At 53.0% G+C, this 13,161-nt stretch carries 15 protein-coding genes; 10 read left to right on the plus strand and 5 right to left on the minus strand.

Annotation, left to right across the window (positions count from 1 at the left end; all coding sequences use genetic code 11):
- The first annotated feature begins 128 nt into the window (after positions 1-128).
- The 5 genes from cysB (at position 129) to acnA (ending at position 4,830) form a co-directional block, all read left to right on the plus strand.
- The gene (cysB, locus tag IM303_RS07850; RefSeq protein WP_028013403.1) at positions 129-1,103 is read left to right on the plus strand and encodes an HTH-type transcriptional regulator CysB; all 975 of its coding nucleotides are present in this window, start codon (positions 129-131) and stop codon (positions 1,101-1,103) included.
- A 338-nt stretch (positions 1,104-1,441) separates the two neighbouring features.
- Positions 1,442-1,582, plus strand: coding sequence for a YmiA family putative membrane protein (locus IM303_RS07855; protein ID WP_213743510.1), 141 nt, complete (start codon positions 1,442-1,444; stop codon positions 1,580-1,582).
- 2 nt (positions 1,583-1,584) lie between these two features.
- Positions 1,585-1,755: a hypothetical protein gene (locus IM303_RS07860; protein ID WP_032644881.1), complete on the plus strand. Its 171-nt coding sequence runs from the start codon at positions 1,585-1,587 to the stop codon at positions 1,753-1,755.
- A gap of 137 nt (positions 1,756-1,892) precedes the next feature.
- The gene (gene ymiC, locus IM303_RS22185; RefSeq protein ID WP_032644994.1) at positions 1,893-1,991 is read left to right on the plus strand and encodes a small membrane protein YmiC; all 99 of its coding nucleotides are present in this window, start codon (positions 1,893-1,895) and stop codon (positions 1,989-1,991) included.
- 163 nt (positions 1,992-2,154) lie between these two features.
- On the plus strand, positions 2,155-4,830 hold the full coding sequence (acnA, locus tag IM303_RS07865; RefSeq protein WP_028013402.1) for an aconitate hydratase AcnA: 2,676 nt from the start codon (positions 2,155-2,157) through the stop codon (positions 4,828-4,830).
- A 38-nt stretch (positions 4,831-4,868) separates the two neighbouring features.
- Here acnA and ribA read toward each other — a convergent pair whose 3' ends face one another.
- Positions 4,869-5,459 carry a GTP cyclohydrolase II gene (gene ribA / locus IM303_RS07870; protein ID WP_028013401.1) on the minus strand — a complete coding sequence of 197 codons (591 nt, stop codon included), beginning with the start codon at positions 5,457-5,459 and terminating at the stop codon, positions 4,869-4,871.
- A gap of 197 nt (positions 5,460-5,656) precedes the next feature.
- Between ribA and pgpB the strand changes: the two genes are divergently transcribed.
- From pgpB to yciH, 5 genes are all read left to right on the plus strand, one after another.
- Entirely contained in the window at positions 5,657-6,424 is a 768-nt protein-coding gene (gene pgpB, locus IM303_RS07875; protein WP_049001072.1) for a phosphatidylglycerophosphatase B, read from the plus strand.
- Between the two features lie 148 nt (positions 6,425-6,572).
- Positions 6,573-6,881 carry a LapA family protein gene (locus tag IM303_RS07880; RefSeq protein ID WP_028013399.1) on the plus strand — a complete coding sequence of 103 codons (309 nt, stop codon included), beginning with the start codon at positions 6,573-6,575 and terminating at the stop codon, positions 6,879-6,881.
- 6 nt (positions 6,882-6,887) lie between these two features.
- Positions 6,888-8,057 (plus strand): lipopolysaccharide assembly protein LapB, encoded by a 1,170-nt coding sequence (gene lapB, locus IM303_RS07885; protein ID WP_049001074.1) that lies wholly within the window; start codon positions 6,888-6,890, stop codon positions 8,055-8,057.
- Positions 8,058-8,243: 186 nt separating this feature from the next.
- Positions 8,244-8,984, plus strand: coding sequence for an orotidine-5'-phosphate decarboxylase (pyrF, locus tag IM303_RS07890; protein ID WP_045260660.1), 741 nt, complete (start codon positions 8,244-8,246; stop codon positions 8,982-8,984).
- Entirely contained in the window at positions 8,981-9,307 is a 327-nt protein-coding gene (yciH, locus tag IM303_RS07895; RefSeq protein ID WP_045630534.1) for a stress response translation initiation inhibitor YciH, read from the plus strand. Before pyrF ends, yciH begins: the two co-directional genes overlap by 4 nt.
- 104 nt (positions 9,308-9,411) lie before the next feature.
- Here yciH and osmB read toward each other — a convergent pair whose 3' ends face one another.
- From osmB to pdeR, 4 genes are all read right to left on the minus strand, one after another.
- On the minus strand, positions 9,412-9,630 hold the full coding sequence (gene osmB, locus IM303_RS07900) for an osmotically-inducible lipoprotein OsmB (RefSeq protein WP_008501216.1): 219 nt from the start codon (positions 9,628-9,630) through the stop codon (positions 9,412-9,414).
- Positions 9,631-9,891: 261 nt separating this feature from the next.
- Positions 9,892-10,644, minus strand: coding sequence for a DNA-binding transcriptional regulator YciT (locus tag IM303_RS07905; protein ID WP_041909650.1), 753 nt, complete (start codon positions 10,642-10,644; stop codon positions 9,892-9,894).
- A 43-nt stretch (positions 10,645-10,687) separates the two neighbouring features.
- The gene (locus tag IM303_RS07910) at positions 10,688-10,870 is read right to left on the minus strand and encodes a hypothetical protein (RefSeq protein ID WP_041909652.1); all 183 of its coding nucleotides are present in this window, start codon (positions 10,868-10,870) and stop codon (positions 10,688-10,690) included.
- 118 nt (positions 10,871-10,988) lie between these two features.
- Positions 10,989-12,980, minus strand: coding sequence for a cyclic di-GMP phosphodiesterase (gene pdeR, locus IM303_RS07915; RefSeq protein WP_028013393.1), 1,992 nt, complete (start codon positions 12,978-12,980; stop codon positions 10,989-10,991).
- Positions 12,981-13,161 lie beyond the last annotated feature (181 nt).

The following is a 13,161-nucleotide window of genomic DNA, read 5'->3' on the forward strand; positions in this document are numbered from 1 at the left end:
TTATTATTATTTTTTGTTCCGTACTATACAGTCAGGCTATAAGTGATATAGTGGTTATAGTTAACCCTTTTTTTATTATCAAATCGTCTTAAGCGATTGACCGCGTGCGCTAAATCGGATGGTATGGCATGAAATTACAACAGCTTCGTTATATCGTTGAGGTGGTGAATCACAACCTTAATGTCTCTTCCACCGCCGAGGGGCTATATACCTCGCAACCGGGCATCAGCAAGCAGGTTCGCATGCTGGAGGATGAATTAGGTATTCAGATTTTCGCCCGCAGTGGTAAGCACCTTACCCAAGTGACGCCAGCGGGGCAGGAAATCATCCGTATTGCGCGGGAAGTCCTTTCCAAAGTCGATGCGATTAAGTCTGTGGCGGGGGAACATACCTGGCCGGATAAAGGCTCGCTGTATATTGCCACGACGCACACCCAGGCGCGCTATGCGCTACCGGGCGTTATCAAGGGCTTTATCGAGCGTTATCCGCGCGTCTCCCTGCATATGCACCAGGGATCGCCGACGCAAATTGCGGAGGCGGTGTCGAAGGGCAATGCAGATTTTGCCATTGCAACGGAAGCGCTCCATCTCTATGACGATCTGGTCATGCTGCCGTGCTATCACTGGAACCGCTCCATTGTGGTGACCCCGGATCATCCGCTGGCGGGCAAGGGGTCGGTGTCAATCGAAGAGCTGGCGCAATATCCTCTGGTCACCTACACGTTTGGCTTCACCGGACGATCTGAGCTTGATACCGCCTTCAACCGGGCCGGGTTAACGCCGCGGATTGTCTTTACCGCCACCGATGCCGACGTCATAAAGACCTATGTACGGCTTGGCCTGGGGGTAGGGGTGATCGCCAGCATGGCGGTCGACCCGGTGTCAGACCCTGACCTGGTGCGTCTTGATGCGCATGATATTTTCAGCCACAGCACGACAAAAATTGGCTTCCGCCGCAGTACCTTCCTGCGAAGCTATATGTATGATTTTATTCAGCGCTTTGCACCGCATTTAACGCGTGACGTGGTGGATACCGCCGTGGCATTACGATCAAATGAAGATATCGAAGAGATGTTTAAAGATATCAAACTCCCCGAAAAATAATCACACCCGGTATCTTTCCCTGAGGGAAAGATACCGAAATATCGGCTTAAAGCTAAATTAGAATTATCATCATCTGCACTTCCCCTGTCATATATTGTCATTATCCTTTTAATTTGTGTGGCTTTAATGTCGTGAATTGGCGACAAAAATAGAAACTAATTAACGGCTACGCAAATTTTTCTTTTCAAATATTTATTTCTGGTCAAAAGATTGAATATTTCATGCCTCTTGTTGCGTAAATTCACTGGCTTTTCGGCTAAAGTTTCTTTAGGATTTATCTCAACAGATGATTAATTGTACCAATTGTTTGGTCCTAAATGATAAGCGATATCGATTGTATGAGGTTAGCAATGCCTTCAGGAAGTGAAGAACCGCAAAGGGATCCTGCGCTCAAGCGTAAAGCCTGGCTGGCGGTCTTTCTCGTTTCCGCCCTGTTCTGGGTGATGGTTGCTCTCCTGGCCTGGAAATATTGGGGTTGAATATGGCAGTGACGGTACGTACAGAAACGGCTAAGCGGATGTGTCAGCATCATGACACTGTTCACAAGGGACGCAAAGCGCCTGCAACAGCAGTGCCAGCATCCTGGAAACTGACGCCGCAGCAGCAGGCTTTTATTGATGTGTTCGCGGAAGACGAACCCAAAAAACAATAATTTAGTTTATTGCGTAATGATGCAGTTAGTCTGAATAATGACTATGCGCCTTTGTACTCTTTAATAAATACACATCAGCGATATAGCACGAGGACCTGCCTCGGAATGTTTAATAAATAATGCCTGGTGTCCCTATGATGAATAACATGATGTCTCAAAAATACTGGTCATGGATCGGCGTTTTTACCCTGTCGATTCTGTTCTGGAGTCAGCTCATCTGGCTGGCCGTCCACTAAATCATAAAACCTCGCTGCGGCGGGGTTTTTTGTTTTACCCTCCTCTGGACCATTCCTAAATTTATCAATTTGGGTTGTTATCAAAACGTTACGACATCTTTGTGTTATCTTTAATTACGGCCCTGATGATTGTCAGGACATCTCTGTAATTAAGGAGGAGCTTATGTCGTTAACCCTACGCGAAGCCAGTAAGGACACGTTACAGGCAGAAAATAAAACCTGGCACTACTATAGCCTGCCGCTGGCTGCCAGAACGCTTGGGGACATTTCGCGTTTACCCAAGTCCTTGAAAGTTTTGCTGGAAAATCTCTTGCGCTGGCAGGACGGTGACTCCGTGACCCTCGACGATATTCAGGCGCTGGCAGGGTGGCTTAAGAATGCCCATGCCGACAGAGAAATTGCCTACCGCCCGGCAAGGGTTCTGATGCAGGACTTCACCGGCGTTCCTGCCGTGGTGGATCTCGCCGCCATGCGTGAGGCGGTTAAACGCCTCGGCGGCGATACGGCTAAAGTGAACCCGCTTTCACCCGTCGACCTCGTGATTGACCACTCCGTAACCGTTGACCACTTCGGTGATGACGATGCCTTTGGCGAAAATGTGCGTCTCGAGATGGAGCGAAATCACGAGCGTTATGTCTTCCTGAAGTGGGGTCAGCAGGCGTTCAGCCGCTTTAGCGTGGTTCCACCCGGCACCGGTATTTGTCACCAGGTTAACCTTGAATATCTCGGTAAAGCCGTCTGGAGTGAATTGCAGGACAAAGAGTGGGTGGCTTATCCGGACACGCTGGTGGGTACAGATTCCCACACCACCATGATTAACGGCCTCGGCGTGCTGGGCTGGGGTGTCGGCGGTATCGAAGCGGAAGCCGCCATGCTCGGTCAGCCGGTCTCCATGCTTATCCCTGATGTTGTGGGCTTTAAGCTCACCGGGAAGCTGTCTGAAGGCATTACCGCCACCGATCTGGTGCTCACCGTTACCCAGATGCTGCGTAAGCATGGTGTAGTGGGAAAATTTGTTGAATTTTACGGTGACGGGCTGGATTCGCTGCCGCTGGCTGACCGCGCGACCATCGCCAACATGGCGCCAGAATATGGTGCAACCTGCGGATTTTTCCCCATTGATGACGTCACGCTGGAGTACATGCGCCTGAGCGGACGCAGCGAAGAGCAGGTGGCGCTGGTGGAGGCGTACACCAAAGCGCAGGGCATGTGGCGCAATCCGGGGGATGAGCCGGTATTTACCAGCACGCTTGCGCTTGACATGGGAAGCGTTGAGGCGAGCCTCGCCGGTCCGAAACGTCCGCAGGATCGCGTAGCGTTAAGCGACGTGCCAAAAGCGTTTGCCGCAAGCAACGAGCTGGAAGTTAACGTGGCGAAGAAGGACCATCGCCCAATCGACTATGTTCTGAACGGACATCAGTATCAGCTCCCGGACGGCGCGGTTGTCATAGCCGCCATTACCTCCTGCACTAACACCTCAAACCCCAGCGTATTAATGGCGGCCGGCCTGCTGGCTAAAAAAGCGGTTGAGCTGGGGCTGAAACCACAGCCCTGGGTCAAAGCCTCTCTGGCACCGGGCTCCAAAGTGGTCTCGGATTACCTGGCGCAGGCCAGGCTAACGCCGTATCTTGATGAGCTGGGCTTTAACCTCGTGGGCTATGGTTGTACCACCTGCATCGGTAACTCCGGCCCGCTGCCTGAACCTATTGAAACGGCGATCAAGCAGGGCGATCTGACGGTTGGCGCAGTCCTTTCCGGTAACCGTAACTTTGAAGGACGTATTCATCCGCTGGTGAAAACCAACTGGCTCGCTTCGCCGCCGCTGGTGGTGGCCTACGCGCTCGCCGGGAACATGAATATCAACCTGGCTACCGATCCTATTGGTCACGACCGCAAGAATGAGCCGGTCTATCTGAAAGATATCTGGCCATCCTCACGTGAAATTGCGATGGCCGTTGAAAAGGTCTCCACCGAGATGTTCCGCAAAGAGTATGCGGAAGTGTTTGAAGGCACGCCGGAATGGAAAGCCATCAACGTTGTGGGCTCGGACACCTATGACTGGCAGGACGATTCCACCTATATCCGCCTGTCGCCGTTCTTTGATGAAATGCTGGCCGAGCCTGCACCGCTTCAGGATATTCACGGGGCGCGCATACTGGCGATGCTGGGAGATTCCGTCACCACTGACCATATCTCTCCGGCGGGGAGCATCAAAGCCGACAGCCCGGCGGGCCGTTATCTGCAAAGCCGGGGCGTGGAGCGCCGCGATTTTAACTCCTACGGATCGCGCCGCGGTAACCATGAAGTGATGATGCGCGGGACGTTTGCCAACATCCGCATTCGTAACGAAATGGTTCCGGGCGTGGAAGGGGGGATGACGCGCCATCTTCCGGGGACGGAAGTCGTGTCGATTTATGACGCAGCCGTCAAATATCAGCAGGAAGGTACGCCGCTGGCGGTGATCGCCGGGAAAGAGTACGGTTCCGGCTCCAGTCGTGACTGGGCGGCGAAAGGTCCGCGACTGCTTGGCGTTCGCGTGGTCATCGCCGAGTCGTTTGAACGTATTCACCGCTCGAACCTGATTGGCATGGGGATCCTGCCGCTTGAGTTCCCGCAGGGCGTCACGCGCAAAACGCTGGGCCTGACGGGGGAAGAGCAGATTGATATTAGCGGCCTGCAAAACCTGCAGCCGGGCAAAACGGTGCCGGTGAAGCTTACGCGAGCAGACGGGAAAAGCGAGGTACTGGAATGCCGGTGTCGTATTGATACTGCAACCGAACTGACCTACTACCAGAACGACGGCATTTTACATTATGTGATTCGTAAAATGCTGGATTGATAAAAAAAAGCCCGGCATCTGTGCCGGGCTTTTTACTTTCACTCTTTCAGAAGATGGCCCATTTTAGCCGCCTTGGTATCGAGATAGTGGGCATTTTTCGGGTTGCGGCCGACAATCAGCGGTACACGCTCGACGATGTTGATCCCGGCTTCGGTGAGGATTTCCACCTTTTTGGGATTATTGGTCAGCAGGCGAACCTCGTCCACGCCCAGCAGCTTGAACATATCGGCGCAGAGGGTGAAATCACGTTCATCGGCGGCAAAACCGAGCTGGTGGTTGGCTTCCACCGTATCGTAGCCCTGGTCCTGCAGCGCATAAGCGCGGATTTTATTCAGCAGACCAATGTTACGACCTTCCTGACGGTGATAGAGCAGCACGCCGCGGCCTTCTTCGGCAATATGGGTAAGGGCAGCTTCGAGCTGGAAACCGCAATCACAGCGCAGGCTGAACAACGCGTCGCCGGTCAGACACTCCGAATGGACGCGGGACAGCACCGGCGTCTGCCCTGAAATGTCGCCGTAGACCAGCGCGACATGATCCTGTCCGGTTGCCAGTTCTTCAAACCCCACCATCAGGAAATCGCCCCATGGGGTTGGCAGTTTGGCTTCTGCCACACGTTTAAGCTGCATGTGATTCTCCAGAGTAGGCTGACACGTTTCGTGCCTTGCGCCTGTTTTGCTTTCTGTATTTGTCCATTTTGCCACAAGCTCAGCACGTTCGCCTAATGGGCGCCATGCTATATGAACGTTAAACGCACGATCCGACATATCCACCCATCGAATGAATTTCAGTTATGATTGTGAGGCTTAGCGAAAAAGGAGAAGACATGCTTTCAATCGCCAGACGTACGGCAGCAGGCGCGGCCATTTTACTGATTATGCCTTTCGCCGTGTGGGTCTCCGGCTGGATGTGGCAGCCGGGGCAGAATGCCACGTGGCTGAAAACGTTATACTGGGTAACGGAGACGGTCACGCAGCCGTGGGGAATTATTACCCACGTTATCCTCTGCGGCTGGTTCTTGTGGTGCCTGCGCTTTCGACTTCGCGCGGCGTTGATGCTCTTTGCTATCCTCGGTGGCGCGATCGTTATTGGACAGGGCGTGAAGTCTTGGGTGAAGGATCACGTTCAGGAGCCAAGACCTTTTGTGGTCTGGCTGGAAAAAGCGCACCATGTTCCGGTGGATGAGTTCTACAATTTAAAGCGTAAAGATCGCGGCGCGCTGGTGAAAGAACAGCTTTCAGAACAGGAAGATATTCCAAAGTTCCTGCGTAAGCACTGGCAAAAAGAGACGGGATTCGCGTTTCCTTCCGGCCATACGATGTTTGCAGCCAGCTGGGCGTTGCTGGGCGTTGGGCTGCTTTGGCCTCGACGTCGCACCATGACCATCGCGATTTTACTGGTTTGGGCGACAGGGGTGATGGGCAGCCGCTTGCTGCTGGGAATGCACTGGCCGCGGGATCTGGTGGTCGCTACGCTGATCTCCTGGATGCTGGTGACGCTGGCAACCTGGCTTGCAGAACGGTTCTGCGGCCCGCTCACGCCACCGCCTGAAGAGAAAGAAGAGATCGCCGAAAGGGAGCAAAGCGACGCCTGACGGTTGATATTGTGCATTTTGCCCATAAATCCATGACGTGCGCGTTACTTTTTCCGTTTCGCGCCCGTCGCTAAAATGGTAGTTTATAAGGCTGATTGCGGTGAGTTGAACACACTTTATTCGCTTGAACCACATAACGGGAAGTAATGTGAAATATTTACTCATTTTCTTACTGGTATTGGCGATTTTTGTCATTTCAGTCACATTGGGTGCACAAAACGATCAACAGGTGACGTTTAACTATCTGCTGGCGCAGGGTGAGTATCGGGTCTCCAGCCTGCTGGCGGTCTTATTTGCTGCAGGCTTTGCCATCGGCTGGCTAGTTTGCGGTCTTTTCTGGTTGAAAGTTCGTGTTTCTCTTGCGCGCGCTGAACGTAAAATTAAACGACTTGAACAGCACATTGCGCCTGCGTCCGACATGCCGGAAAGTTCAGGTGTGCCGGTCGTGAAGGAATAATCGACTATGCTGGAGTTGTTGTTTCTGCTTTTGCCTGTAGCCGCAGCCTATGGCTGGTATATGGGCCGCAGAAGTGCGCAACAAACGAAACAGGATGAGGCTAACCGACTCTCCCGCGACTACGTTGCGGGGGTGAACTTCCTCCTGAGCAATCAGCAGGACAAAGCGGTAGACCTGTTCCTCGATATGCTGAAAGAGGATACGGGGACCGTCGAAGCCCACCTCACTCTCGGTAACCTGTTCCGCTCGCGCGGCGAGGTTGACCGCGCTATCCGTATCCACCAGACCCTGATGGAAAGCGCCTCCCTGACCTACGAACAACGTCTCCTGGCGGTACAACAGCTGGGCCGAGACTATATGGCCGCGGGGCTGTACGATCGCGCTGAAGATATGTTCACACAGCTGGTGGATGAAACGGATTTCCGTATCGGCGCGTTGCAGCAGTTACTGCAGATTTACCAGGCCACCAGCGACTGGCAGAAAGCCATTGATACGGCCGAGCGTCTGGTGAAGCTGGGCAAAGACAAGCAGCGCGTTGAAATTGCGCATTTCTACTGCGAGCTTGCCCTTCAGCAGATGGGCAACGACGACATGGATAAAGCCATGGCGTTGCTCAAGAAAGGCGCCGCCGCAGACCGCAATAGCGCGCGTATCTCTATCATGATGGGGCGCGTTTTTATGGCCAGCGGCGACTACGCTAAAGCCGTTGAAAGCCTGATGCGGGTGATTGACCAGGACAAAGAGCTGGTCAGCGAAACGCTTGAAATGCTGCAAACCTGCTATCAGCAGCTGGACAAGCAGGAAGAGTGGGTGGCATTTCTGCGCCGTTGCGTGGAAGAGAATACCGGCGCGACCGCTGAGCTGATGCTCTCTGACGTGGTTGAGCAGTATGAGGGGAGCGACACCGCACAGGTTTATATTACCCGTCAGTTGCAACGTCATCCCACGATGCGCGTATTCTACAAGCTGATGGACTACCATCTGAACGATGCGGAAGAAGGGCGCGCGAAAGAGAGCCTGATGGTGCTGCGCGACATGGTTGGCGAGCAGGTGCGCAGCAAGCCGCGCTACCGTTGCCAGAAGTGTGGTTTTACCGCCTACACGCTCTACTGGCATTGTCCGTCCTGCCGGGCCTGGTCCACCATCAAGCCAATTCGCGGCCTGGATGGGCAGTAATTTTTTAAAAAGCCTTCATTTTAGTTACAACATACTGATGGCTTTTACCGCTTTCTCAACACCGTGCGGCTTGCTGGCCTAGCAGGGGCATAAATGGATTCTGTCAATTTGCGGCGACGGCAGGTAGAATGCAGGCCGTTTATCTGTTCCGCGCCGCTGCGCGCCCATAGACGAAAAGGGCTGGTCATGACGTCTGTTACTTCCTCCACTTCCCGCGTTATTACGGATTCTCCTGTTGTTGTTGCGCTTGATTACAATAAGCGTGACGCAGCGCTGGCCTTTGTCGACGGTATCGATCCTCGCGATTGTCGTCTGAAAGTTGGTAAAGAGATGTTCACGCTGTTTGGACCGCAAATCGTCCGCGATCTGCAGCAGCGTGGTTTCGATGTCTTCCTCGATCTCAAATTCCATGATATCCCGAACACCACGGCGCACGCGGTTGCCGCCGCTGCGGAACTGGGTGTATGGATGGTCAACGTCCACGCGTCGGGCGGGGCGAGAATGATGACAGCCGCTCGCGAAGCACTCCTGCCGTTCGGCAACGATGCGCCATTACTGATTGCGGTTACCGTGCTGACCAGCATGGACGACAGCGACTTGCGCGACCTCGGCGTGACGTTGTCACCTGCCGGGCACGCCGAGCGTCTCGCGCGTCTGACGCAGAGTTGTGGTCTCGATGGCGTCGTTTGCTCCGCGCAGGAAGCGGTACGCTTTAAGTCAGAGTTGGGCAAAGATTTTAAACTGGTCACGCCAGGCATTCGTCCTGCTGGCAGCGACGTGGGCGATCAGCGACGCATTATGACGCCTGAGCAGGCGTTGGCAGCAGGCGTTGACTACATGGTTATCGGCCGGCCGGTGACGCAGTCTGCGAACCCGGCAGAGACGCTTAAGGCTATCAACGCATCACTGAAAAAGGGGGCGCAATGACTGATTCCAACAGTCGGCTGGTCTACTCGACGGAAAGCGGGCGCATAGACGAACCGAAAACGAAAGCAGAACGTCCGAAAGGTGACGGTATTGTTCGTATCCAGCGTCAGACCAGCGGGCGAAAAGGAAAGGGGGTCTGCCTGATCTCCGGGATTGATCTGGATGATGCGGAGCTGAACAAGCTGGCAGCAGAGTTGAAGAAAAAATGTGGCTGCGGCGGCGCCGTGAAGGACGGCATTATCGAAATTCAGGGTGATAAACGCGATTTAATTAAATCGCTCCTTGAAGCCAAAGGCATGAAAGTTAAACTGGCAGGCGGCTAAAATAAATAAGCCACGGCAAATGCCGTGGCTCGTGTTATATACGTGCGTTAGTCAGACCTGAAATGCGATGCTAAATCGCCTTAACGGGAAGGCTGATAGAATAATTATTTGCCAACCTGGTGACCGATAATACCACCGACAGCAGCGCCGCCTAATGTACCCAGCGTACTACCATCCGTTAATACTGCACCACCGAGCGCACCAGCACCGGCGCCAATTGCGGTGTTACGGTCACGTTTAGACCAGTTAGAGCACGCGCTCAGGGACATTGCTACAGTGATTGCCAGAACAGCGGCGGCTAATTTTTTGCTGGTTAAGGTCATAATACTTTCTCCTGAATTATCGATTCACGGAAAGATGTACACATTAAGTATAGTCAAAATAAATACTCAATTCTTTTTTCCGTGAAAGCTGGTCGCGCAGGCGTTACGTAATCACGCAGGTGATAGTCACTTCCTGTTATATCGCTAACATTAATTTTACGACTTTACGGCAGGTTAAACAGGTAAAAACTCTTAAAGGATGGATAGGAATCCTCTCAGACGAAGGGGGCATATGCGCCCGGAATACGGGCGCAAATGGACTCAGGCGGGCGTTTTTATAATATCGACAATGAGACCGTCATCTTCCAGTTTATTACGATGTTCGTCGCTTAACCTTTCATCGGTAATTACGCGGCTAAAGCGTGAGGCTGGACCCATGGTGTAAGGATGGACGGCGCCAAATTTAGAGCTGTCGGTCAGCACAATGGCTTCACACTCTTTTTCCAGAACGGCATTCACAACGTCAGATCGCATCATATCCCGTCCGGTGAAGCCTGTCTCCGGCTGCCAGCCGTCAATACCGATAAACGCCTTACTGAAATGAACCTGCTGGACATACTGCCGGGTTAGCGGGCCTACCATGCTCTCACTTTTTTTCTGGTAAATGCCGCCCAGCAAAATCACCTCACAGCGCGTCTCTTTGAGCAAATGGGCGATATAGCTACTGACGGTGATGATGGTAACGTCTTTTTGTTCGGCGAGCGTACGTGCCAGAAGAGCGTTGCTGCTGCCGTTTTCAATAAAGACCGTCTCGCCAGGGTTTACCAGCGATGCGGCAAATTCTGCCAGTTCTCGTTTAAGCGCGTAGTTATTCATCATGCGCGTCTCAACGTCGTCGCTGTCCAGCGGCACGGCATAGCCATGCGCACGGCGCAGGTAGCTCTGTTTTTCCAGCAGATTAAGATCCTGACGGATGGTCACTTCTGAAACGCCGGTGGTTTTAGCCAGCTCAACGACGCTTACGCGCCCCTGATCGATGACCATCTGCAAAATGAGTTGTTGTCGGGAATTCATAGCATCCAATTAATAAAGCGAAACGAGGTCTGAGACAGTGGGATTAGACTTCCCACGGCGCTTTAGGCTGTCGGTTTTCGGGGGCATTGTCAGCGCCATCCTGAGCGAGAAGTTCAGACTTCAGGATCTCGAGATTACGGATTGCAGAGTGATAATCACCCGCCACCAGGATATCCAGCACGGTATCAATACGTTGTGCTACAGCTTGTGGATCAATAGTAGACATCATCTCTCCCCAGGAGCGAAAAGTTAATAATTTCAATGATGCAGAAAATAGGTTCAAAAGAGAAGGGAAAAAACGCCATAACGAAATTACCTATACGAAAGTGAACCTCTGTATGACGTTAACGTTGTTGTCGTGCTTGATATCGTTTTAGCCAGCGCTCGAATGCGGCAGCGGGCATCGGCTTAGCGAAAAGAAAACCCTGCCGTTCGTTGACGCCGTTTTTGGTCAGAAAGGCATCTTCTTTTGCGTTCTCCACCCCTTCGGCAATCACCTGCAGGTTTAACGCCTGCGCCACTGCGACAATGGCGCGTACCAGAGACTGGGAGACAGAGTGCTTATGAATATCTCTGACAAAAGCCTGATCGAGTTTAATGGCATCAATAGGAAAACGCGCCAGCTGGGAAAGGGAAGAGTAGCCGGTACCGAAATCGTCCAGATGAATTTGTGCCCCGAGCCGACTGAATTGCTGGATCACCGAGAGCGCCAGCTCTTCGTTTTCGATAAGACAGCTTTCGGTTAATTCAACGTCGATAGGGCAGTACTCAAAATGCAGATCCTTAAGCGCCTGCTTTAGCTCGCTGAAAATCGTCTGGTCGGCCAGCTGACGTGCAGAGACGTTCACGGCCACGCGCAGGTTAATTCCCTTGTCACGCCATTTTGCCACCTGGCGAACCACATCAAGCATCACCCAGCGACCCAGCGGCACAATCAAACCGGACTCCTCGGCATAAGAGATAAATTCCAGAGGGGGGATCAGCCCGCGCTCGGGCGACTGCCAGCGGACCAGCGCTTCAAGGCTTCGGACTTCGCCGCGCCAGGTCATTTTCGGCTGGTAGTGGATCAGGAGCTGATCGTTATCCAGCGCTTTACGCAGGTTGGTGTCCAGCCACAGGTACTCAAACACGCGCTGGTTCATCTCGGGGGAGAAGACGCAGAATTTGCCACGGCCATTCTCCTTGGCGGTGTACATGGCGATGTCGGCATTGCGAATCACGCTTTCCCGATCGTTCCCATGCTGCGGCGCGAGGGCGATCCCCAGGGAGCAACCGGTGTAAACCTCAATGAGACCGATTCTGAACGGCTGGCGCAGGCGTGTCAGAATACGCGACGCCATCGCTTCCAGCGAGCCCTGAGAGGTATTGGTGGCCATAACGATAAACTCATCGCCGCCGAGCCGCGCTAAAACCTGCCCCTCATCCAGACAACTCAGAAGGGCAAGTGCAACCGCCTGCAGGAGCTGATCGCCGAACATATGCCCGTAGGCATCGTTAACCTTTTTGAAGTTATCGAGGTCGAGGTACACCACGCCAACCTGCGTGTCGCCGCGGCTATTGATGGCGTCTGAAATCAGCTCATGGATCGCATTGCGGTTGGGCAGGCCGGTGATGGTATCGGTATTGGCCAGCACGCGCAGGCGCTCCTGTGCCCGTCGTTCTTCGGTAATGTCGGTCCCGGAGCAGATAAGGAAAATTTCATTTTTACCGCTGCCGCTGTGAACGAATTTATTTCTGAACAGAAACAAGCGTTGCCCTTTTCGCGTTTTAATCCAGCGTTCGACTTCGTAGGAGCTGCCGTTGCGAAAGAAACCCGCAATGTTGCGCTTCGAGGCTGCCGCTTCGCTGCGGCTCATGAACAGTTCAAACACGTTTTGACCAATGACTTCATGTTCTTTCAGACCGGTATACTCTTCGCTCAGGCGGTTAAAGCGCTGAATATTGCCGTTTTGATCGAGAATGACAATGACGGAATTCGCTTCAGAAACAACCTGTTCCGCAAAGGAGAGTCCCTGAGCCAGATCGCGTGCCACGGAGGGCGTATCGTTCCAGGCGGAAGCCGTTCCGGCCCACTCGTTTCGGGTGATTTTGCGTCCGACAAGATGGACGGGAACTTGCTCGCCGTAAAGAGAGAGGTTCAGGGAAATGCTGGTGGTCATTACCGTTAGCTGACGGATCTGTGCGGCCTGTTCATCATCCAGTACGATCTCCTGAGTCACGTCAGCATTTTCGCTGGCGGCAAGGTGCAGAGCGTTGCTGTCAGCCGACAATCGCCACCACGGGCTGTGAGTACCCATGTAACGAAACAGCAAATTTTGCTCAAGTTCGTCGATCATGATTTCTCCCGCCGCGACGCATTAGCGAACAAATTATTCATTAGTCGTCGACTTTTCCGTTGAAAATAGCGGCAAAGCCGCAGTGAAAGTATTGTTTTTCTGAACTTTTTTATAATAAAACGCATCAGGCATATAAAAATGCTGAGCGTATAAAATCCACGTGCCCGAACAGGGCAGCACT

Origin of the sequence: Enterobacter cloacae complex sp. P38RS (assembly GCF_014930775.1) — a bacterium.
Lineage (GTDB): Bacteria > Pseudomonadota > Gammaproteobacteria > Enterobacterales > Enterobacteriaceae > Enterobacter > Enterobacter bugandensis.